Source organism: Methylotetracoccus oryzae (genome assembly GCF_006175985.1).
GTDB lineage: Bacteria > Pseudomonadota > Gammaproteobacteria > Methylococcales > Methylococcaceae > Methylotetracoccus > Methylotetracoccus oryzae.
This window is the reverse complement of the sequence record NZ_SRSH01000003.1, coordinates 137,319-157,864: the sequence shown is the minus strand read 5'-3', so window position 1 is coordinate 157,864 and position 20,546 is coordinate 137,319. Positions and strand designations below refer to the sequence as shown.

Below are 20,546 nucleotides of genomic sequence, written 5' to 3'. Positions count from 1 at the left end.
CTCCCTATTACAAGAGCCGGTCGCGCGGCCTCACCGCGCGACCGGCACGCGACGAAATGGCGCGGGCCCCAAAACGGGCCTGCCTCCGCTTCGGCGCGCGGGTAGCCGGCGGCCGGGGGGCTGCGCGCCCACTGTTTTGTGCCGGGGTTGCCGCACGCAAGTGCGGGAAAGGTGGCCTTCCCCCCAAGGTCGCCGATACCCCGGCACCCTGAACCACAGCCGGTCAGGCGCGGATTTTCCGCCCGACCGGCACGCGCCGAAACGGCGCGGATCCCAACGGGTCCGCCTCCCTTTCGGCGCGCGGGTAGCCGGCGGCCGGGGGGCTGCGCGCCCACTGTTTTGTGCCGGGGTTGCCGCACGCAAGTGCGGGAAAGGTAGCCTTCCCCCCAAGGTCACCGATACCCCGGCACCCTGAACCACAGCCGGTCAGGCGCGGATTTTCCGCCCGACCGGCACGCGCCGAAACGGCGCGGATCCCAACGGGTCCGCCTCCCTTTCGGCGCGCGGGTAACCGGCGGCCGGGGGAGCTGTCTGCGCGCCCACTGTTTTGTGCCGGGGTTGCCGCACGCAAGTGCGGGAAAGGTGGCCTTCCCCCCAAGGTCGCCGATACCCCGGCACCCTGAACCACAGCCGGTCAGGCGCGGATTTTCCGCCCGACCGGCACGCGACGAAACGGCGCGGATCCCAACGGGTCCGCCTCCCTTTCGGCGCGCGGGTAACCGGCGGCCGGGGGAGCTGTCTGCGCGCCCACTGTTTTGTGCCGGGGTTGCCGCACGCAAGTGCGGGAAAGGTAGCCTTCCCCCCAGGGTCACCGATACCCCGGCACCCTGAACCACAGCCGGTCAGGCCGCGGACTCTCCGCCGGACCGGCACGCGACGAAACGGCGTGGGTCCCAACGGGTCCGCCTCCGCTTCGCCCCGCGGGTAGCCGGCGGTCGGGGCGCCGCCCGCCCACTGTTTTGTGCCGGGGTTGCCGCACGCAAGTGCGGGAAAGGTGACCTTCCCCCCAGGGTCACCGATACCCCGGCACCCTTCTTCAGCGTTCCGGTCCCCGCGCGCGACCGGGTCATCGCATCCTTACCGGCGGCTCTACGTACCCGCGAAACCGCGCGGACCTTAAAGCTGCCCGACGCAGCCCATGCAAGCCCATGAGTTAGGAACACGGTTCGCAGATTTACCCTTCCGGAAAATGGCCGTCGATGTAGAACCAGCGACCGCCCTCGCGTGCGAAGCGGCTGATCTCATGGATGCGAAAGGCGCGCCCGTTAACCCTGTATCGTGCTTCGAATTCGACGATCGCATGGTCCGCATCGATGGGGTCTGATCGCTTGACCCGCAAGCCCAGCCATGTCGTGGGCGGCCCATCGGCCGCCGCATCCGCGGGCCGAGTGCTTGGATGCCAGGTGTCGGTCAAATACTCGTGCAGCCCCAGCACATGCGCCGAATAGCGGGAGCGCATCAGTGCTTCAGCAGTCGTCGGCCGATCACCCAGATGGTAGCGGCCGCAGCAGGCCGTGTAGCTTTCACTGCTACCGCAGGGACAGGATTGGCCGGAGGTTCCGCTCATGCGCGCGGTCGCAAGGCATAAGCCTGATCGAAAGCGAGTTCGAGTGCCGGCGACACTCCGCGCAGCCCATCGACGACCGCCATCGCCCAGTCGAAGTATTCCTGCCTGCGCTCCAGGGTCCAGCCGACGGGCGGGGATTCGGCGACGTCGCGCAGATTGCAAATCTTGTCCGCGAGTTTGACGAGCTTTGCCGCATCCGACAGCACGGGAGAATGCTCGATCTGCAGGCGCTTGCGCTCATGCTGCGGCAACCGTTTGTCGTCGGTGACCTCAAGCACGATGGCGCAGATCTCAGGACCGAAGCGCTGTTCGATATCCATCGGTTCCGCTACCGTGTCCTCGATCGTATCGTGCAGCAGCGCCGCACAGATCACGGTTGGATCGGTCACGCGACCCTCGCGGACCAGGATCTGGGCCAGCGCGATCGGGTGGTTGATGTACGGTGCCTGTTCGGCGTTTTTGCGGCGTTGATCGCGGTGCATGTCCGCGGCGAATGCCAGTGCATCAAAAATGAGCTTGAGGGACTCGGGCTCTGGAAACATGGCGCACGACCACTCGGAACAAGGGGCTCGCGTCAAAATGTACCGCAAAACTCGTATCGAACGAAGCTGTGGAAGGCTGCGCATGCGCGAACCATAGCCCCTCCCCCCGTTTTCGGTACCACCATGGCGGTGTACGCGGCACCTGTCGCTGCCTGCCCGAATTCTGCATAATGAAACAGCAAATTATTGACCGAAAGCGGTATTCGACAGGCGCGGGAAATACGCTCGATGCGGCACACCACACTCCGATTCAACAGCATGGCGATCCCGCGCGACCAGGCGACTGACGCGCACCGACCGGTGAAGCGGCTCTACGTCTTTGTTGCCGCACTGCTCGTCCTGGTCATGATGAGTGCCCCGGAACCTGCGACCGCCGGAGAGGTGACCTGCACCAGCGATGCCGGCGACACAGCCCTCTGGTTCTCCCCGCGGACACCGCAACCTGGCGAACCCCTCCGCATTCTTGCCGTCTCGGCGACCGACGCACTCGATGACATCATGGTCGTCAGCGATCAGGGCATGACCCGCCGGCTGTCGACGACCGCCCGCGGTGGGCCGCCCTGGAGCGCCGAAGCCGTTTTCGACGAGCTGGATGCCGGACACTACGTGTTCCAGGCCAGATCCAACGGGGCTCTGATCGCGTGTTCCGAAGTCACGGCGCGGCGCCCGATGAGCGGACCGGCGGACCGCGGCTGGGATCGAAAGACCGAGGCCTTCTACGCGGCCTGGATCGAAAAGCTGTTCGACGCGCCGCCGGGTGAGAATCTGAGCTTTCCCTCGCTGGAGCCGGTTCTGCGCAATGCCGAACGGAACTTTCTGTATGGCCATCTCGGCTGGGACGAGGACCGGCGTCTGCCGGCAGAACCCGATTGCGCTGACCTACCCTATTTCCTGCGCACCTACTTCGCGTGGAAAGTGGGCCTCCCGATGTCCTTCCGGACCTGCAGCCGGGGCTCTTCCGCAGCGCCGCCGCAATGTGGCGCTCCCGTGATCGAGACGGGATTCACCGGACAGCCGGCCGCTACCGCAAGCTTCCAGCGAGTGGCGCGACGGTTGGTTGACACCGTGCACTCCGGCAGTGCGCGCACCGGCCTGAGCGACAATCAAACCGATTTCTACCCCATCCCGCTGCGGCGGGAGACCTTGTGGCCGGGCAGCGTGTACGCCGACCCTTACGGTCACGTGCTGATCCTGGTCAAGTGGCTACCGCAGACGGCCAGTCAGAGTGGTTTGTTGCTGGCCGTCGATGCGCAGCCCGACAACTCGGTCACGCGCAAGCGCTTTTGGGAAGGCACATTTCTGTTTGCCGGGGGCATCCGCAGCGCCGGCCCGGGATTCAAGGCCTTCCGACCGCTGGCCGTCGACCGCGACGGCGCGGGCCCCGCGCGGTTGTTGTCGAATCTGGCCTTGCTGGATGATCCGCGCTTCCCACCGTACTCGGCCGAGCAGCGCGACCTCGGCGGCGAAGACTTTTATGCCCGCATGAGTCAGTTGATCAATCCGCGCGGGCTCGATCCGGAGCAGGCCTACACCGACACGCTGGATGCCCTGCTCGAACAGGTTCAGACGCGGATCGAATCGGTCGAGAACGGCGAGGCCTATCGCCGCCGCAACCCGCGAGCGGTCATCCCGATGCCCAGCGGCGCGGCAATTTTCGAGACCATAGGCGCGTGGGAGGACTATGCCACCCCCTCCCGCGACATGCGGCTGCTGATTGCCATGAACGTGCTGGCGGCTGTGCCGGAGCGTATCGTCCGCTACCCGGAACTCTACCGACTCGATGGCCGCTCCCCCGGGGCCGCCAGGCAGGAAATCGAGGCCCTGCATGAGCGCAGCATCGCTCAGCGCGAAATCACCTACCACCGCAGCGATGCCAGTGCCTGGACCTTGACCCTGGCCGACTTGTTCGCCCGCCAGTGGGCCCTCGAGGCCGCGTACAACCCCAACGACTGCGTCGAGCTGCGCTGGGGAGCGGATCCTTCGTCAGCGGAAGCCGCGACCTGCCGGTCTCATGCCCCGGCCGACCAGCGCGCGCGCATGGAACAATACCGCGTCTGGTTCCACGAAACGCGACGACCACCGCGCTGACCGCGTTCCTGTCGGCCCGAGCACCGATTTCATCCAATCCCCTTCATCTTCAGGATGCCCATGTCGAAGATCAAGACGATCGCCCTGTGCGCATGTTTGTCCCTGAGCGGTTGTGGTGGCCAGAAGAAGCCGCCGCCGGTCTTGCCGTCCCCGGTCGCCGAGGTTCCCGTCTCGGTGCCCGTCAAGCGGCCGCCGCCCTTGAGTCCGACGAAAAGGGCCATCGTCAACGTCGCCAAGGCGGAGTGGGACTACTTCGGCCAGCAACGCATCGTCTATCAGGGCAACGAGGAGAGCATCCCGCACGTCGGGTTCTGGGAAGATGACGACAGCCATGTGTTCCGGGTCAACATGTACTGGAGCGCCGTCGGCATGCCCGGGCTCGACGGGAATGACTGCAAGCAGCCGTGGTCTGCGGCGTTCATCAGCTATGTCATGCAACGGGCGGGCGTACCGTCCTTCCAGTTCCCACCGGCCCGCGCGCATTGGGTGTATCTCAAGCACTTCGTTCGCGACAATGGGATGCCGGGGCAGGGCTTCGTTCCGCACGGCATCCGGGAGTACCGGGCCCAGCCCGGCGACCTGATCTGCGCAACCCGTGAGCACTACGGCGCGCCCATGCTTCGAGGTCCCGCCGATGCCTCCTTTCTGGACAACAACAAGCTGCATTGCGATATCGTCGTTACGCGCGAGGGCTCCACGCTCGAAGTGATCGGGGGCAATGTGCGCAACTCCGTATCCAAGAGCGTCCTGACTCTCGACGGCAGCGGGTATCTGCAACCCATCAAGCGCCGCCCCTGGTTCGTCGTCGTTGAGAATCGGCTGTAACGCGATGCGACGCACGAGATCGGTCGCCGCCGCGTGCGGGCCCGACCGCTACCACACTGGCCTGCACCGATGATGCGTGGTCGCGATCCGGCGACGCTGGAACTGAATCGGGCACTGGGTTGGCTCGGCGCAGGGGCACTGCTGGCCGGGTCGGTCATCGGTACCGGCATCTTCCTGGTGCCGTCCACGATGGCGCGGGAAATGGGCTCGGTTCCGGGTGTCTTCTTCATCTGGGTATTCGGCGGTCTACTTTCCTTGGCCGGCGCACTGAGTTACGCCGAACTGGGCGCGGCCTATCCGGAGGCCGGTGGGGAATACGCCTACCTGCGTCGGGCTTACGGGCCGGTCTGGGGCTTTCTGTACGGCTGGCAACAGATCGCGATCGGCAAGACGGGGTCGATCGCCAGTATCGCCACCGGCTTTGCGCTGTTCCTCGGCTTTTTCTTTCCCTGGCTGGCGTCGGAACTCGGTTCGGTCGGTGGCTGGAGCTTCAACGGGACGCAGGCTGTCGCGCTGACGACCGTCATCGTACTGACCGCGGTGAACTATCTCGGCATCGCGGTGGGCGGCAACGTGCAGACGGTCCTGACGGCCCTGAAGGTCGCAGCCATCCTGGCGCTCGCGGCGCTGGTCCTCAGCAGCGGCGGCGGCTCCTGGGCCGAATTCCCGGTGCTGGCTGCGGAGCAGGGCAAGGGCGGCGCGGCGCTGGTCGGTGGCTTTTTCGCTGCCCTGTCGGCTGCCCTGTGGGCCTATGACGGCTGGAACAACGTCAACATGGTCGCAGGCGAGGTCCGCGACCCACAGCGCGTGATTCCCAGGGTCCTCGTGTTCGGCATCATCATGGTCATGGCCGTGTACCTGCTGATCAACGTGGCCTACTTCTATGCCCTGCCACTCGCAAGCCTGCAGCATTCCACCCACGTTGCGCAGGACGTCGCCGAACGCCTGTTCGGTCCCTGGGGTGCTGGTGCAATCACCATCGCCGCGCTGATTTCGACCCTCGCGGCCCTGAACGGCGCGATTCTTTCGGGGGCACGGGTATCCTATGCGATGGCTCGCGACCGGCTGTTCTTCCGCCACATGGCCGACCTCAACCCTAACCATCGCACACCTGCCAAGGCCCTGCTGTTGCAAGCCCTTTTCGCGTGCGGACTGATCGTGCTGTTCGGACACGACAAACTGGCCTTCGAACGCCTGTTCAACTTCGCGATCTTCGGCATGTGGGGCTTCTACGGCATCACTGCCTTCTCGGTCATTGCACTGCGACGAAGTCAGCCGTATGCGCTGCGGCCTTATCGCGTTCCGGGCTATCCCTGGGTCCCGCTGTGTTTCGTCGCCGTCGCCGCCGCATTCTGCTGCAGCATGCTGATCCAGAGACCTGGAGACACCGGCCTGGGCATCGCCCTGCTGATCGCCGGATTGCCGTTCTACCGGTTCTGGAAGTCAGGCACCCGGGACTCATGCCGCGGCGAGACCAAGCCCCAGGACTGACCCGTCCACCCCATTCGCGGCATATCTTCAAGGAGCAAGTTCGGTAACAATAGGGAACTGATACCGGCAAACCACCCGATAGAGCGCGATGATCGACGATGGATGGAAGGGAAAGGCGCTGCACGAACTGTCACCGGAAGCCTGGGAGAGCCTGTGCGACGGTTGCGCGAAGTGCTGTCTGCACAAGATCGAGGACGAGGACACGGGGGAAATCCTGTTCACGAGCGTCGCCTGCCGCTTGCTCGACATCGACCGGTGTCGCTGTACCGATTATGCGAACCGCAGCGAACGAGTGCCGGAGTGCCTGCAAATCCGCGATGCCCTAGACCACCCCCAGTGGCTGCCGAGCACCTGCGGCTATCGTCTGGTCGCAGAGGGCCAGGATCTGCCCGACTGGCACCCCCTGATCGCGGGACGAGCCGACGCCGTGCACCGCGCCGGTATCTCGATCAGGTCCTTCGCAATATCCGAGGAGCAGGTCGGCTGCGTCGAAGAGCATGTGATCGAATGGCTGCGCTAATGATCAGGCGTTTACCCAGGCCCCAGGTTACGACACCGCGATGAAGGATCTGAAACCAGTGGCCGGAACCTACGTGCAACGGGTCGAACAGGCGCTGATCCGCGACTTTGGTGCGCGCGGGGAAGGTCTTGAACAACTCGCCCAATCGGTTGCCACCGAACTCCCCGACGAAATCAGCGCGCTGTTACAGCAAGCAGCCGCGCAGCTGAACAGTCCGCTGCCTCCCGACCAATCCCTCAAGGTCGAGGACGCGCTGACCCTGGCATTCCTTTGCGGACGCTTGCTCGAGCAACTCGACCAGTTCCGGAGGACACGAGCTGAGGCCTTGGTCCATCTCGGCACCGACGGCCGCACGGTCACCGACCCCGAGCCGGCAGACCTCGACCGATTGTCCCGTTTCATGGTGCTCCGGGACCGCTGGCTCCGCAAGGCGGCCGACTTCTCGCTGAAGCTGCTGGTCACTGCTGTCGTGATCCTGGTGCTCGGTTTCGCGCTGGGACTCATCTAGGGGCTCGTGCGCCTCCGCTACCGGCAGCGATGACCACGAAGACCCGCATCGAATGGACCGAGATGACATGGAACCCGGTCACCGGCTGCACCAAGCTGAGCCAGGGTTGCAAGCACTGCTATGCCGAGCGCATGGCCACGCGGCTCCAGGCCATGGGCAACCCGCGCTATCCCGACGGTTTCGAGCTCCGCCTGCACGAAGACCTGATCGATGCGCCCCGCCGCTGGAAGAAGCCGTCGCGAGTGTTCGTGAACTCGATGAGCGATCTGTTTCATGAAGACATCCCGAAAGGCTTTATCCAGCGGGTTTTCGCGACCATGGCCAGTTGCCCGCAGCACACATTCCAAATCCTGACCAAACGCAGCCAGCGGCTGGCACACTTGGCAAGAGCGCTGCAATGGACGCCGAATGTCTGGATGGGCGTCAGCGTCGAGAACGCCGCCGTGACGCACCGAATCGAGGATCTGCGCACCGTGCCGGCTGCCAGGCGATTCCTGTCCTGCGAGCCCCTGATCGGCCCGCTAGAGAATCTCGATCTGAGCCGCATGGATTGGCTGATCGTCGGCGGGGAGTCGGGGCCCGGGGCCAGGCCGATGCAGGCTGAGTGGGTTCGGGACCTACGCGATCAATGTCGCAGGTCCGGTACCGCATTCTTTTTCAAACAGTGGGGAGGCGTGCGCAAGGATCTGACCGGACGCCTGCTGGACGGTTGCCTCCACGACGCGATGCCCACCTCGCCCCTGGAGGCTCTCTAGGCCATGCCGCGACGCGTCCAGCAACGCCGCATCAAAGGTTGGCGCAAACCAGCAGGCGCCGTCAGCGTCGCGCGACCGAGCCGCTGGGGTAACCCCTTTCCGGTCGAGCATGGAGATCACGCAACGGCGGTGGCACGTTTCGAAGACTATCTGCGCAACCACCCCGCGTTGATCGCCGCCGCACGCGAGGCGCTGCGCGGCAAGGATCTGATGTGCTTCTGTCCGCTGACGGAGCCCTGTCACGCCGACGTCTGGCTCAGAGTGGTCAACGAGATCGTCCCGCCGGCACCGGAACCTCAGACAACTGCTTCGCCTGCCACCACGAAGGATAACGGACCATGATTCATCATTTCTCGCTCACGGCCCGGAGCCCGGCACATGTCGCCGCAGTTCTGGCCGAAGTGCTCGGCGGCCGCAGCTTTCCCTTCTCGATTTTCCCCGGAAGTCATATCGCCATTGCCGACGACCCCTCCGGCACGGCCATCGAAGTCTACCCACTGGGCACGGAACTCGTCCCCGGCGGGCGGACCGACGCAGTGCATGCCGTCACGAATCCGCAGCCCGACATTTTCAGCGGCACCCATGCCGCAATTTCAGTGAGCCGGTCGGAGGAGGAAATCCAGGCGATCGGCCGTCGCGAGGAATGGCGTGCCGTGACCTGCGAGCGGCGGGACTTCCGGGTCATCGAGTTCTGGGTGGAGAATCGCTTCCTGATCGAACTGCTGACCCCGGCGATGACGGAGGACTACCGCCGCGCCATGACCCCGGAGCACCTGAAGGAATCCGCACGGTATCTCGGGGCGAAGTGAACCGGGGCCCCGAATGCCCCCGCCTTCTCGAACCAGGTCCACCGTCGATGAAGAGGAGACTCCACGGGTTGCGCCATCGTTTGAAGACACTTGACACCCGAGCCAGGAACTCGGAAATTAGTCGCGGAATTCGCGCCGGCCCCGAACTCTCAGCGGGGCGGACCGCACGGGTCACTTGCAGAGCCGCCTGCTACAATACAGCGCCTTACCACACGGCTGCTACCGGCTCGCTGGCTGTGACGATGCAGTTAGCCGACGGGTTTCCCCGAGACATTCCGCCCTTCGCGGCGACGAAGGTTCGTCTGGGCCGCAGTCGCAAACAGATTCAGTCAGATAGGTTTAGATGATGCAGCGAAAGAATACAGTCGGCGTCAAGGTGGGTGAGGTCCAGATCGGTGGCGGTGCCCCCGTCGTGGTCCAATCGATGACCAACACCGACACGGCGGACATCAACGGTACGGTCCAGCAGGTTTATGAACTGGCGCGCGCCGGTTCGGAACTGGTCCGCATCACCGTCAACAACGAGGAATCGGCCGCCGCGGTCGCCCGCATCCGCGACGAACTCGACCGGCGTGGCTGCACGGTGCCGCTGATCGGCGACTTCCACTTCAATGGCCACAAATTGCTGGCCAAATACCCCGACTGCGCCGAGGCGCTGGGCAAATACCGCATCAACCCCGGCAACGTCGGCCGGGGCTCGAAACGCGATCCGCAATTTGCGCAGATGATCGAGTTCGCGTGCCAGTATGGCAAACCGGTCCGCATCGGCGTCAACTGGGGCAGTCTCGATCAGCAGGTCCTCGCACGCCTGCTGGACGAGAATGCACAGTTGAACGAGCCCAGACCGCTGCCCGAGGTCATGCGCGAAGCGGTGATCACTTCGGCGCTGGAAAGCGCGCACCGGGCGCTCGAGTTGGGCCTGCCCAAGGACCGCATCGTGCTGTCATGCAAGATGAGCGGCGTTCAGGAATTGATCGCGGTCTATGAATCGCTTTCATCGCGGTGCGACTACGCGTTGCATCTGGGCCTTACCGAAGCCGGAATGGGGTCCAAAGGTATCGTCGCATCGACGGCAGCGCTGTCGGTCCTGATGAACCAGGGTATCGGCGACACCATCCGCATCTCTCTGACGCCCGAGCCGGGTGCCGACCGCACGCTGGAAGTCATCGTCGCGCAGGAAATACTGCAGACGATGGGCATACGGTCGTTCACGCCGATGGTCATCTCCTGCCCCGGTTGCGGCCGCACCACCAGCGATTATTTCCAGAAGCTGGCGCAACAGATCCAAAGCCACCTCCGCCACAAGATGCCCGAGTGGCGCAAGGTCTACCGCGGCGTCGAGGACATGAATGTGGCCGTCATGGGCTGCGTGGTCAACGGCCCGGGCGAGAGCAAGAACGCCAATATCGGCATCAGTCTGCCCGGCACGGGGGAACAGCCGGTGGCGCCGGTCTTTGAAGACGGCGTAAAGACGGTCACGCTGAAAGGCGATCATATCGCCGAAGAATTTCAGGCACTGGTGGAGCGCTACATCGATAGCCACTACGGTCGCGTCGACACCGACGCGGCCGCCTGACAGCGGCCTGGCCGCAGCCATTCCGCCCGCGGTGCTTTCGGACCGCGGGCGCGCGCTTCCGAACCCGCTTCATTCGTCCATCGTGATCACGACCGCGTCACCGCCGAGACTCAGCATGAGCCCCGTTCGCTTCGCCTTGAGGTGCATGATCACGCCATTTTCGTTCTGTAGCCACAGATCGCCTTTGCTGGCGTCGCCCAGCGCGAAGCCCACCCGGCCCTGCGCGTAAGCTCCGGGAAAGGCGGCCAGGGACTTGAGGTTGTAGACCTCGCCCGAGGCATTGATCGACGAAACCCCGATACCGCCAACGCCCAAACCGCCGACCGTGAAGGCATGTTCACGGCCATGGAAACTCAGCGTTCCGTGCCCACCCCCGGCGCTGCCGATGTAGGCAACCTGAACCTCTTCCATCGTCACATAACCGCTGAGCGGCTTGCCCTGAAGACTCAGTAGGGGTGCATCCTCTCCCGGGCGTGTCGCGCAGCCGCTCATCAGCAGCGCCGCACCAAGCGCCGCGACGCTGGCACGGAGCCATGGCGACACACCGCTAATGCGCAACCGTTCATTTTCTATAGACATGTCATTACTCCCATACGCAGTCCGTTGTGATTCAGTCTGAGTCTTCGCCTAATGATGATGCGCATGGTCCCCAGGTGGTGGCTGCGACAGATCGTTCATCAGGGAATGCCAGCGAGCGCGGAGCGTCGCAAAATCATAGCCGGACTCCGTGAGCCTCATTCCCCGGTCGGTCATCAATAATCCCATGATCAGAACCAGTAACCCGGAGACACGGAGTAATTCGTTCAGGACCCGTCGCGACAACAAATGTGCGAAGAAGCCGAAACCGAGCAACGGTCCCAGCGTGCCCAGCCCGAACAAGGCCAGAATCAGCGCCCCCTCCCGCGGACTGCCCGTCCCTGCCGCCATGACATACATCGCCTGCAGTGCTCCGCACCCGAGCAGAAAACCTGACATCAGGCCGATCATCAACGGCTTGGGTTGCCGTCGGATTCCGCTCTGCACCCCGCGCATGACCGCTTGCGGAAAGGCCCAGTTCAGCCACGCCATCCCCGAGAACAGCTTGAGCATGCGAATGCCCCAAAGGATCAGATAGACGCCGGAGATCGCCGCGACCACACCGCGCATGAAGGGCGTGATGGTCAACAGAGCACCAAGCGCTCCGAAACCTGCGCCCAGCAGCGCGTACGATACGGTCTTGCCGGCCCCGTACAAGGCATGGGCCGCGATCAACGAGCTCAGTGTGCGCGGTTCACCGCCTGTCGTGTACGACACCACGAAGCTGCCGCACATGCCGATGCAATGAAAGCCCGTCAGAAACCCGACCGCGACGAGCATCGCGTAACCGATTTGCGGGTCGTGCATTTTCGCCATCACACCGGGCATGATGGCGATCCCCCAGTAGACCAGCCCGCCGACCAGGGTCAACACCACCGCGTACTTTGCGACGGATAGCAGCCAAGCGCCGGTCCGCCCCATCGGCGGCGCAGCCAGACCGACCGTCGTGGCAACATAGCCCTTGTCCTCGATGGCCGCCAGAATGCGGCTCAGGCGAAGAACAGCATCGTCATACCGCACCACGATGTCCGAGGTGCCAAAATGGGCACTGACGTCAGTGATGCCATCCAGGGCCTTGACTGCGTCCTCGATTGTGGTCTCGCAGCCACTGCACTGCATACCCTCAATTCGCAAGGATTCGGAACGTATGGTCATCTGCAACTCCATTGAACAGGTGTGGCCCGAACCGCCCGGCAACGGCCCCGGTCCGTGCCGCCACCCGGCACCGTCTTTGGCGCGAAGCTTAGCATGCGTCGCTGATCGCAGGCGCGTGAGATCCGGCGCAGAGCCGAAGAACGTTGGGCTTCCCTGGTATGCGATACCAGACATGGCCTCATGTTGCCTGGGGGACGCCTCCGAGACCCGGACGGCTTCCCGCACGGAGGCCGACGGGAACGCGAGCAGCGCGCGGACCATGCGCCGGTCGCGGGCATGCACCGCGAGCCAGGATGACAGCGGCCCACAAACAAACTTGGTTAGAATATGGCGTGCGGATACTACGACGTTTTGTGTAGCTCCTTGATCGTTCATGCCTCGCCCGTCTGTAGCGGATGCTAAGGCGGATGGAGGCCGTCCCGGAGCCACGCTGGACTGCGCTGGGCAAACAAGAACTACTTTCACGCCGTCAAACGCCGGCGCGCTGCGCCGGGTTGGTTGGTCCCTTCCACCGCGATACCGAGACCTGAATGCCACCTACTCTCCTTTCCATCAATAACTATCTCTATCGACGCGGCGGGGCCGAGGTCGTTTTTCTCGAACAAAACCGGCTGTTCGAGGAAATCGGCTGGCGAGTCATCCCCTTTGCGATGAAACATCCCAAGAACGAACCCTCCAAATGGACCGACTATTTCGTCGAAGAAATCGAGTTCGGTGAGAAATATTCCCTTTGGGAAAAGGCCCAGAGGGCGGCGAAGATCACGTACTCGCTCGAAGCACGAAAAAAAATGGCCAGTCTGTTGGCGCGGACCCAGCCGGACGTGGCTCATGCCCATAACATCTACCATCACATCTCGCCCTCGTTTTTCGGGACGCTGAAAGCCCATGGCGTTCCTAGCGTACTGACGCTGCATGACCTGAAAATCGCGTGCCCCGCCTACAAGATGCTCGCGCATGACGGCGTCTGCGAACGCTGCAAGGGCGGGGCGATCTGGAACGTCGTCCGTCACCGCTGCGTCAAGGAGTCCTTGAGCCTGTCGGCGGTCGTGTTCATGGAATCCGCCGTGCACCGCTTGCTTGGCTGCTACTCGCGCGACGTCGACCGCTTCGTCACCCCAAGCCGGTTCTACCTCGAGAAGTTCGTCGAGTGGGGATGGCCCCGGGAACGTTTCACCTACATCCCCAATTTCGTCGACATGAATCACCTGAAGCCCCGTGGGGAACCCGGCACCGCCTTTGCTTATTTCGGGCGCCTCGGACCGGAAAAGGGCCTGGCAACCTTCGTCGAGGCCGCGGCACTGGCAGGCGTTCGCGCCTGGATCATCGGCACCGGGTCGGAGGAGCCGCGGCTGCGGGCCCTTGCCGAGGCTCGCGGCGCCGATGTGGAATTCCTCGGTTACCGGACCGGAGAGGATCTGTTCGATCTGATTCGCGCGGCCCGGGCCGTGGTCCTGCCATCGGAGTGGTATGAAAACGCGCCGATGAGCGTGCTCGAAGCCTATGCGCTGGAGCGTCCGGTGATCGGCGCCGACATCGGTGGCATTCCGGAACTGATCCGGCCGGGCGAAACCGGAGATGTCTTTCCCAGCGGCGATGCTCATGCGCTGGCCGACAGGCTCCGCAGCTATAGCAGCCTGTCAGCGACACACATCCGGGAGATGGGAAGGACCGGGCGCGCCTGGGCGCTCAGCGACTTTACCGCCGAGCGCTACCGCGACCGTCTGTTGAGCCTCTACCAAGAAATGGGAGCAACCGCTGCATGAGACCGAAGATCAAGATCATGTGGCTGGGCCTGCGCGGCTTTCCCGGCATTCAGGGCGGCGTGGAAATGCACGGTGAGAAACTGTGTCCGCTGCTGGCTGAACTCGGCTGCGACGTGCATGTCATCGTGCGCTCACCGTATCAGCCAAAAGAGTTCGGCGATACCTGGCACCAGGTGCGGTTTCATCGGCTGTGGGCACCCCGCTCCAAATCGCTGGAAGCAATAGTACACAGTACCTTGGGCGTGCTGTACGCCGGCCTGATCAACCGTCCCGAGATACTGCACATACAGGCGGTCGGACCGGCACTGGTCACCCCACTCGCCCGCCTCCTCGGACTCAAGGTGGTCGTGACGCACCACGGGCCCGATTACGAACGGCAGAAATGGGGACGCATCGGCAAACTGAGCCTGCAACTCGGCGAGCGACTGGGCATGCTCTGGTCGAATGCGCGCATCGTGATCTCTCAGGGGATCGCGAATGCCGTCCGGACGAAATACGGTCGCGAATCCACGCTGATCCCCAACGGCGCCACACTGCCGGACCGCCCCGAGGCGACCGACTGTATCGACTCCTTCGGGTTGGAACGGGGGAAGTATGTGCTGCTGGTGAGCCGGCTCGTGCCGGAGAAGCGTCATCTGGATCTGATCGAGGCGTTCAACCAGGCCGCGGTACCCGGCTGGAAGCTCGCGCTGGTCGGGTCTTCCGATCATCCCGACGACTACACGCGCGCGGTGCTGGGAGCCGCCGAAGCCACACCCAATGTCGTCTGTACCGGCTTCCAGACCGGCGCGGCCTTGGCGCAACTCTACACGCATGCGGGAATCTTCGTGCTGCCTTCCTCACATGAAGGTCTGCCCATTGCTCTGCTCGAGGCCTTGAGCTATGGTCTGACCGCGGTCGCCAGCGACATTCCCGCCAATCTGGAAGTCGATCTGCCGCCCGAGAATTACTTTCCGCTCGGCGACGTCGAGAGTCTGGCCCAGCGTATCGTCCATTTCGCGGCGCAGCCGATCACCGCGGAAGAGCAGGTTTCACGCCGTGACTGGGTGGCACAACGTTACGACTGGGACGATATTGCGCAGAAGACGGCGAGTCTTTATCGGCAGGTCGTGGGTCAGGAATAGCGCCGCGTCGGGCTCAATCGTCGTCAGTCTTCGGCTGAACGGCGCGGTGCCTTAACGGAAGGTCGAAAACGGGCCAGCACGTCCAGTTGGTGCACGATGATCCCTAACTGTCCCGCCGCGAGCTGCCGGCTGCGGGTAGCAGTCCAGCAGGCAAGCCGGGCCGGGTCGAGGGCACCGCGTTCGCCCTCGCCACGGATGAAGCCGAGCATCGCCTGCAGGCACACGCTGTCGCGATCCCGATAGGTATTGCGAAGCGGCGTCAGGTTCCAATCGGACGAACCGTAGGCAACGGTGTTCCAGTCCGGTGTGGCGAGGGCTGCCAGCAGCCGGGTGCCGGAATGGGCGCCGCCCGTCGCGGTGCCCTCCACTCGCCGCTCTTCCATCGAACGATCATATCGGTCGAGCAGTTCCTGCTCGAAACCCGGATCGTCGAAGGAGGGAAAGAGGAAGGTACCGCCATCGTAGTTCAAGCTGGCGTACCAGTACCCCCCGGGAATCAACCACTCTTCCAGCTTGCATCGCACCGCCGACGGATCGAGCAAATCGACGACGGCGTGGGCCGTGATCAGATCGTAGCGCGCCGGTGGCGGATTGAACTCGGCGATACGGCAACAGGCGAACTCGACGTTGACCGTTCTGGCTATCGACTCCCCTCGCAGCCAGGATCCCTTGTCCTTGACCACGAGATCGGCGTTCCGGAGTTCATCGACGATACGCCGGCGGGCCGTCGCCAGTAGGTCAGGATCCTGATCGAGCGCGGTGATGGCTAGATCGAGATTCGGAAACCAGCGCAACAGCCTCCGAATCATTGCACCGGTACCGCTGCCAAGGTCCAGACAACTCAGCCGCCCGCGTGCATGGCACTCGTCAACGAGCACCTGCCGCACCGAATCATTCAGACTGCGCTCGTCGAGGAAGAACTTGGCATCCAGAAAATCCCCGAACGGAATCGCCTGTTCGTCCTGTCGTCTCATGGTGAGTAGCCTGCGAAATCCCGGTCGTTTTCCCACAGGGTAACGCTCAAGCGCGCATCGCCCAGCGCCAACCGACCGGCCAGATCCTCCTGCAGGATGCGGGCAAAGCGTTCGAGGCTCGGGTTCAATCCGCCGAAGGTGATCTGGTCGTTCAGCGTACGATCACGATATTGCCCGATCACGCCGAGCAGGCTTCGCTCCAGGTCGACGATATCGATCAGATAACCGTGTTCGTTGAGCTCTCGCCCTTCGATCAGCACCTCGATCCGATAGTGATGGCTGTGCAGTTCGTTTTCCTCGCCCCAATCCCCTCCAATCAGAAAGTGCTGGGCGATGAAGTCGCGCGAGATCGAAAGTCGGTACATGGCCCGTGATCGTCACGAATATGTCAGAAGAACTTGCAATGCCCCGGCGGACGGCTCGGCCGCCAGTTCGAAGGCTTCCTGGCAACGCGCTGCCGGCAGGCTGTGGGTCACCAGGCGCTCGGGCCCGATCCTCCTGATCCAGTCCCATGCCAAGGCCAAGCGCCGCGCCTTGGTCCACCGTCCGGTGAGCCCGGGCGCGAGTGTGCTGACCTGGCTCGAGATCAGGCGGATGCGCCGGCGATGGAATGCCCCGGACAGGTCCAGCGCAGGACCGGACCGCGCATACCACGAAGCGACGACGATGCGCCCATCGAATACGGTTCGCGCCATCGCGTCGTTCAGCGCGCCAAGGTTACCCGAGACTTCGACCACGCCGTCGAAATCGTCTTCTCCCGACAGCTCCCGCGGCAGCTTCGGGACCGACTCGGCCACCGTGTCTGCCCCGAGCACGACCGACCACTGCCTTCGGGCCGCCACCGGATCAACGGCGGCCAGCCTTGCCAGCGGGAAAGCGGCCAGAATGGCCGTGGTCAGCAGGCCCACCACACCCTGCCCGGTGACCAGCAGGCGTTCGCCGACCAAGGGCGCAGCGTCCATGACGAAATTGAGCGCCGACTCCATGTTCGGCAGCAAGGCGGCCGCCTGCGACAAGACACCGTCGGGCACCGGCCAACAGTCGGCCGTGTCGGCCAACACGTGGTCCTGGTGCGGATGGAACAGAAACACGCGTTGCCCCACCCATCGTTCCTCCGCCGAAGAACCCCCGCGGACCACCCGTCCGACCAGCGCGTAGCCATAATGCAGTGGATAGGACCAGCCTTGCCTGCTCAGCGCCGGTATCGTTTCATCGAGCGCGACGCCGCTGGGGAAGTCGCCGCGAAAGATCATCGACTCGGTCCCCGGGCTGATCGCGCTCAACTCCGTCTGCACCACCACCTGGCCCGCACGCGGGTCGGCGACCTCGATCTCCCTGCCCTCGACACATCCCGGGGCGACATGCATCAGCGCGAGGGCCTTCAACCGACGTCTCCGAACGTCCCAAAAGCGATGATGTCGTTGTCGAGTGTGTGGTAACGGCAGGCGCGAAGCCCCAAAGGCCGGCCGGAGGCATCCTGCTGTAAGCCTTCCACGGCGCGCACGCCGCCGATCAGCCGCGGAACGATCGTGATCACGCAATAGTCGACGAGACCGGTGCGCAGGAACTGCGAAATGATCTGCGCGCCCCCCTCGACCATGATCGTTTGGAGACCGAGGCCTTCCAGCGCCTGCAGTGCTTCAAACAGATCGACGCAACCCTGCGTGTCGGCGCTCACGGCCAGAACCTGGGCCCGCTCGCGTAACCGAACGGCCTTTTCGGACGCGCCGGCCCCGCTCGTCGTGACAATGATCGGCCGCGGATCGCTGCCCGACAGCACGCGCGCATCCTCGGGAATCCGCAGTTGGGAATCAAGGATCACCGGACGCGGACTTGCCCCGGCACACAGCCGGACATTGAGGAGCGGATCATCGCTGATCACGGTGTTGACGCCGACCACGAGCGCATCGTGGCGGGACCGCAGGTGATGCGTCAGCCGCAGCGAGGCGGGACCGCTCAGAGCGCAGGCCGATCGCGTGGACAGAGCGATGCTACCGTCGAGACTCTGCGCATAGCTCAGCGTCACGAATGGGCGCGTCCCAGGTGCCCCTGCCCCACGGCGGGCGGCCAGGAGTTGCCACAAGGCCCCCAGAAAGGCAAAGTCCTCCGCGTCCCGCGTCGGCGGCTCGAACGACAGCCAATGGTCCATCTTGTCCGCCTTCGTCCGCAGATACCGCACGTTTTCGGTATGGTGCGGAATCTCGATGGGCACACGTTCGGAAATTCGAATGCCGTAAGACTCGAGTTCCTCGATCTTCCGCGGATTGTTGGTTAGAAGGCGCACGCTCTCGATACCGAGGTCTCGCAGCATCAGCGCGGCCACGGCATAGTTTCGCTCGTCGGCGCCATGCCCCAGCCGCAGATTTGCTTCGACCGTATCCAAGCCTTCGTCCTGCAGGTTATACGCCCGCAGCTTCTGAATCAGACCGATGCCCCGCCCTTCCTGGCGCAGGTAGAGCAGCACGCCGCAATCTGCCTTGCCGATGCGTTCCAGGGCCTGCTCGAGTTGCTCCCCGCAATCGCAGCGCGTCGACCCGAACACATCGCCAGTCAGGCACTCCGAATGGACCCGCACGAGGACATCCGCGGCGCCCTTCACATCGCCATGCACCATGGCCACGTGTTCGCGGTGATCCAGCGTGCTGCGGTAGCAATGCAGTACGAACTGGCCGTGCCGGTTCGGCAGGCGGGCGCGGACCAGGTCTTCGACGGTGGGATCAGGCCGGGATTTCATGAGTTGAGGAAACAAGCAATGGCAAACGGCGCCTCAATGAACCGCGACCGTTGAGCGCCGTAACGTGGCAACGGAGCGGTGGGCTGGCTCCATGATGATCAGCGTCGCGTTCGACGTCCAAACAAACAGTGCGAGGGACCGGCGCCTGCAGGTACGTCCTGCAGTTTTGCGCCAAACACGGCAACGGGCAAAGAGGCTAGGCCCGGCACATCAGCCGTCTCCGCACTCCAGCAGGGAATGGGATTCTTCGTCGAGTTCATGCACAGCAAGCCGCGAGAGCTCGCTCAAGCCAAACCCCCCGTCGCGATTATGTTGAATGATGGCCCGCCGCATCCGCGGGTCCCAGAACTTCTTGACGTGGTCGGCGATCGAGTGAACCGCGACTCGCCGTTCAGGCTCCGCTTCGAAAAAGACCGCTATGTCGTTGACCATTTTGACCAGATTCTCGATTTGCATCACTTCGGCGCTCCCGCCCTCCTGCAATTTGACGAACCAATACCCGGTTACCCCCGGCATTCTAAGCCAAGCCGCCGCTGCAGGCGACGTGTTGTCTGCGCAGCGCTCAGGGCGTTATGGCCAAGGCCGCGAGTGGCGTCTTCCCGACGATAGCGACGGCTGTACCACAAGCCTGTCGCCCGACACGCGTTCGGAGTGATTGACTGGGCGCGCCCCTGCCTCAGGGAACCTTGCGGAACCGACCCGAACGCCCGCTAGCCGATGACGCGCTGGGGGTAGGCGTAAATGGTGTGCACGCCTTGCCGGGCGAACCCGATAAGCGTGACGCGGGATTCTTCGGCCAGCCGAATCGCAAGGCCGGTAGGCGCCGAGATAGCCGCCATTAAGCCGATGCCCGCCGCCGCACATTTCTGAACCATCTCGTAACTGGCGCGGCTGGTCACGATGACGAAGCCGGCTTCCCGATCGATGGATCGCCGCGATAAAGCACCGATCAGTTTGTCCAGCGCGTTGTGTCGCCCGACGTCTTCCCTGACCGTCTGAATACCTTGCCCGGGAAGCACCCAAGCGGCGGCGTGCACCGCCCCGGTCAGTCGGTTCAGTGTCTGGTGGTCGCGCAAGGCGTCCAGCGCCCCGTGGACATCGGCCGGCGACACGCGGACCGTGCTCTCCACCGGCGCCGGGTGCCGCACGGCCTGCCTTAGGCTTGCAGTGCCACACAGCCCGCAGCCTGTTCGACCGGTCAGGTTCCGCTCGCGGCCGGAGAGCCGCTCGCAACGCTGCTCCGGTATACGCATGCGGACCTCGATGCCTTCCGCTCGCGGAATGACCTTTGCGGATTGCATTTCCGACGGCGAAGCGATGATGCCTTCCGTCAACGAGAACCCCAGCGCAAAGTCCTCGAGATCGAGCGGAGTGGCCAGCATGACAACGTGCGGCGTCCCGTTGTAGACGAGGGCCACGGGCACCTCTTCGGCCACCTCGTCGGAGGCGGGGAACGGCGCCCCGCCCTCCGCTCGCATCACGGCGATCTGCCGGTGGCTCAGCCAACCGAACTCGCCGGCGAGCGCGAGTGTCATGGAG

21 protein-coding genes are annotated in these 20,546 nt (G+C 64.0%); 11 read left to right on the top strand and 10 right to left on the bottom strand.

Annotated features, from left to right (window positions below; genetic code table 11):
• Positions 1–1,174 precede the first annotated feature (1,174 nt).
• Both BWR02_RS04740 and BWR02_RS04735 read right to left on the bottom strand, forming a co-directional pair.
• Positions 1,175–1,567 (bottom strand): YchJ family protein, encoded by a 393-nt coding sequence (locus BWR02_RS04740; RefSeq protein WP_139556608.1) that lies wholly within the window; start codon positions 1,565–1,567, stop codon positions 1,175–1,177.
• The gene (locus BWR02_RS04735; RefSeq protein ID WP_139556607.1) at positions 1,564–2,109 is read right to left on the bottom strand and encodes an HD domain-containing protein; all 546 of its coding nucleotides are present in this window, start codon (positions 2,107–2,109) and stop codon (positions 1,564–1,566) included. The genes BWR02_RS04740 and BWR02_RS04735 overlap by 4 nt, the downstream gene beginning before the upstream one ends.
• Before the next feature lie 228 nt (positions 2,110–2,337).
• Here BWR02_RS04735 and BWR02_RS04730 point away from each other — a divergent pair, with 228 nt between their 5' ends.
• The 9 genes from BWR02_RS04730 (at position 2,338) to ispG (ending at position 10,681) form a co-directional block, all read left to right on the top strand.
• A complete protein-coding gene (locus BWR02_RS04730) occupies positions 2,338–4,197 on the top strand; it encodes a hypothetical protein (protein WP_201276153.1) in 1,860 nt (619 codons plus the stop codon).
• Positions 4,198–4,257: 60 nt separating this feature from the next.
• A complete protein-coding gene (locus BWR02_RS04725; RefSeq protein WP_139556606.1) occupies positions 4,258–5,022 on the top strand; it encodes a DUF2272 domain-containing protein in 765 nt (254 codons plus the stop codon).
• 69 nt (positions 5,023–5,091) lie between these two features.
• The gene (locus tag BWR02_RS04720; RefSeq protein ID WP_236101924.1) at positions 5,092–6,513 is read left to right on the top strand and encodes an APC family permease; all 1,422 of its coding nucleotides are present in this window, start codon (positions 5,092–5,094) and stop codon (positions 6,511–6,513) included.
• Positions 6,514–6,601: 88 nt separating this feature from the next.
• Entirely contained in the window at positions 6,602–7,033 is a 432-nt protein-coding gene (locus tag BWR02_RS04715) for a YcgN family cysteine cluster protein (protein ID WP_139556605.1), read from the top strand.
• Between the two features lie 40 nt (positions 7,034–7,073).
• Entirely contained in the window at positions 7,074–7,541 is a 468-nt protein-coding gene (locus BWR02_RS04710) for a hypothetical protein (protein WP_139556604.1), read from the top strand.
• 29 nt (positions 7,542–7,570) lie between these two features.
• On the top strand, positions 7,571–8,296 hold the full coding sequence (locus BWR02_RS04705) for a DUF5131 family protein (protein ID WP_139556603.1): 726 nt from the start codon (positions 7,571–7,573) through the stop codon (positions 8,294–8,296).
• 3 nt (positions 8,297–8,299) lie between these two features.
• Positions 8,300–8,638 (top strand): DUF4326 domain-containing protein, encoded by a 339-nt coding sequence (locus tag BWR02_RS04700; RefSeq protein ID WP_139556602.1) that lies wholly within the window; start codon positions 8,300–8,302, stop codon positions 8,636–8,638.
• Entirely contained in the window at positions 8,635–9,105 is a 471-nt protein-coding gene (locus tag BWR02_RS04695; protein ID WP_139556601.1) for a hypothetical protein, read from the top strand. The genes BWR02_RS04700 and BWR02_RS04695 overlap by 4 nt, the downstream gene beginning before the upstream one ends.
• A 343-nt stretch (positions 9,106–9,448) precedes the next feature.
• The gene (ispG, locus tag BWR02_RS04690) at positions 9,449–10,681 is read left to right on the top strand and encodes a flavodoxin-dependent (E)-4-hydroxy-3-methylbut-2-enyl-diphosphate synthase (protein WP_139556600.1); all 1,233 of its coding nucleotides are present in this window, start codon (positions 9,449–9,451) and stop codon (positions 10,679–10,681) included.
• A gap of 69 nt (positions 10,682–10,750) precedes the next feature.
• Here the strand turns inward: ispG and BWR02_RS04685 are convergent, their stop codons facing one another.
• Complete coding sequence (locus tag BWR02_RS04685) at positions 10,751–11,260, bottom strand: hypothetical protein (RefSeq protein WP_139556599.1); 510 nt, start codon at positions 11,258–11,260, stop codon at positions 10,751–10,753.
• 48 nt (positions 11,261–11,308) lie between these two features.
• Entirely contained in the window at positions 11,309–12,412 is a 1,104-nt protein-coding gene (locus BWR02_RS04680) for an urease accessory protein UreH domain-containing protein (protein WP_162560014.1), read from the bottom strand.
• 530 nt (positions 12,413–12,942) lie between these two features.
• Between BWR02_RS04680 and BWR02_RS04675 the strand changes: the two genes are divergently transcribed.
• Together BWR02_RS04675 and BWR02_RS04670 are read left to right on the top strand one after the other, a co-directional pair.
• Positions 12,943–14,175 (top strand): glycosyltransferase family 4 protein, encoded by a 1,233-nt coding sequence (locus BWR02_RS04675; protein WP_139556597.1) that lies wholly within the window; start codon positions 12,943–12,945, stop codon positions 14,173–14,175.
• Positions 14,172–15,299, top strand: a complete 1,128-nt coding sequence (locus BWR02_RS04670) for a glycosyltransferase family 4 protein (protein ID WP_139556596.1) — start codon at positions 14,172–14,174, stop codon at positions 15,297–15,299. Before BWR02_RS04675 ends, BWR02_RS04670 begins: the two co-directional genes overlap by 4 nt.
• Positions 15,300–15,322: 23 nt before the next feature.
• On the opposite strand, the gene BWR02_RS04665 is transcribed toward BWR02_RS04670, so the two are convergent.
• The 6 genes from BWR02_RS04665 to fdhD all read right to left on the bottom strand — a co-directional run bounded on the left by BWR02_RS04665 (position 15,323) and on the right by fdhD (position 20,542).
• Positions 15,323–16,273: a class I SAM-dependent methyltransferase gene (locus BWR02_RS04665; RefSeq protein ID WP_139556595.1), complete on the bottom strand. Its 951-nt coding sequence runs from the start codon at positions 16,271–16,273 to the stop codon at positions 15,323–15,325.
• Positions 16,270–16,638, bottom strand: a complete 369-nt coding sequence (locus tag BWR02_RS04660) for a 6-pyruvoyl trahydropterin synthase family protein (protein WP_139556594.1) — start codon at positions 16,636–16,638, stop codon at positions 16,270–16,272. The genes BWR02_RS04665 and BWR02_RS04660 overlap by 4 nt, the downstream gene beginning before the upstream one ends.
• Before the next feature lie 12 nt (positions 16,639–16,650).
• Entirely contained in the window at positions 16,651–17,658 is a 1,008-nt protein-coding gene (locus BWR02_RS04655; RefSeq protein ID WP_139556593.1) for an MDR/zinc-dependent alcohol dehydrogenase-like family protein, read from the bottom strand.
• On the bottom strand, positions 17,655–19,007 hold the full coding sequence (gene ribA, locus BWR02_RS21520; protein WP_139556592.1) for a GTP cyclohydrolase II: 1,353 nt from the start codon (positions 19,005–19,007) through the stop codon (positions 17,655–17,657). The genes BWR02_RS04655 and ribA overlap by 4 nt, the downstream gene beginning before the upstream one ends.
• Before the next feature lie 210 nt (positions 19,008–19,217).
• Entirely contained in the window at positions 19,218–19,463 is a 246-nt protein-coding gene (locus BWR02_RS04645; RefSeq protein ID WP_139556591.1) for a formate dehydrogenase subunit delta, read from the bottom strand.
• A 254-nt stretch (positions 19,464–19,717) separates the two neighbouring features.
• On the bottom strand, positions 19,718–20,542 hold the full coding sequence (gene fdhD / locus BWR02_RS04640; RefSeq protein WP_139556590.1) for a formate dehydrogenase accessory sulfurtransferase FdhD: 825 nt from the start codon (positions 20,540–20,542) through the stop codon (positions 19,718–19,720).
• Positions 20,543–20,546: the final 4 nt, after the last annotated feature.

Bases quoted from the DNA above. Each gene is read 5' to 3' on its own strand.
- BWR02_RS04735 (WP_139556607.1), bottom strand. From the start codon at position 2,109: ATGTTTCCAGAGCCCGAGTCCCTCAAGCTCATTTTTGATGCACTGGCA.
- ribA (WP_139556592.1), bottom strand. From the start codon at position 19,007: ATGAAATCCCGGCCTGATCCCACCGTCGAAGACCTGGTCCGCGCCCGC.
- BWR02_RS04705 (WP_139556603.1), top strand. From the start codon at position 7,571: ATGACCACGAAGACCCGCATCGAATGGACCGAGATGACATGGAACCCG.
- BWR02_RS04665 (WP_139556595.1), bottom strand. From the start codon at position 16,273: ATGAGACGACAGGACGAACAGGCGATTCCGTTCGGGGATTTTCTGGAT.
- ispG (WP_139556600.1), top strand. From the start codon at position 9,449: ATGATGCAGCGAAAGAATACAGTCGGCGTCAAGGTGGGTGAGGTCCAG.
- BWR02_RS04660 (WP_139556594.1), bottom strand. From the start codon at position 16,638: ATGTACCGACTTTCGATCTCGCGCGACTTCATCGCCCAGCACTTTCTG.
- BWR02_RS04700 (WP_139556602.1), top strand. From the start codon at position 8,300: ATGCCGCGACGCGTCCAGCAACGCCGCATCAAAGGTTGGCGCAAACCA.
- BWR02_RS04710 (WP_139556604.1), top strand. From the start codon at position 7,074: ATGAAGGATCTGAAACCAGTGGCCGGAACCTACGTGCAACGGGTCGAA.
- BWR02_RS04645 (WP_139556591.1), bottom strand. From the start codon at position 19,463: ATGCAAATCGAGAATCTGGTCAAAATGGTCAACGACATAGCGGTCTTT.
- BWR02_RS04680 (WP_162560014.1), bottom strand. From the start codon at position 12,412: ATGACCATACGTTCCGAATCCTTGCGAATTGAGGGTATGCAGTGCAGT.
- BWR02_RS04725 (WP_139556606.1), top strand. From the start codon at position 4,258: ATGTCGAAGATCAAGACGATCGCCCTGTGCGCATGTTTGTCCCTGAGC.
- BWR02_RS04685 (WP_139556599.1), bottom strand. From the start codon at position 11,260: ATGTCTATAGAAAATGAACGGTTGCGCATTAGCGGTGTGTCGCCATGG.
- BWR02_RS04715 (WP_139556605.1), top strand. From the start codon at position 6,602: ATGATCGACGATGGATGGAAGGGAAAGGCGCTGCACGAACTGTCACCG.
- BWR02_RS04675 (WP_139556597.1), top strand. From the start codon at position 12,943: ATGCCACCTACTCTCCTTTCCATCAATAACTATCTCTATCGACGCGGC.
- BWR02_RS04670 (WP_139556596.1), top strand. From the start codon at position 14,172: ATGAGACCGAAGATCAAGATCATGTGGCTGGGCCTGCGCGGCTTTCCC.
- BWR02_RS04730 (WP_201276153.1), top strand. From the start codon at position 2,338: ATGCGGCACACCACACTCCGATTCAACAGCATGGCGATCCCGCGCGAC.
- fdhD (WP_139556590.1), bottom strand. From the start codon at position 20,542: ATGACACTCGCGCTCGCCGGCGAGTTCGGTTGGCTGAGCCACCGGCAG.
- BWR02_RS04720 (WP_236101924.1), top strand. From the start codon at position 5,092: ATGATGCGTGGTCGCGATCCGGCGACGCTGGAACTGAATCGGGCACTG.
- BWR02_RS04695 (WP_139556601.1), top strand. From the start codon at position 8,635: ATGATTCATCATTTCTCGCTCACGGCCCGGAGCCCGGCACATGTCGCC.
- BWR02_RS04740 (WP_139556608.1), bottom strand. From the start codon at position 1,567: ATGAGCGGAACCTCCGGCCAATCCTGTCCCTGCGGTAGCAGTGAAAGC.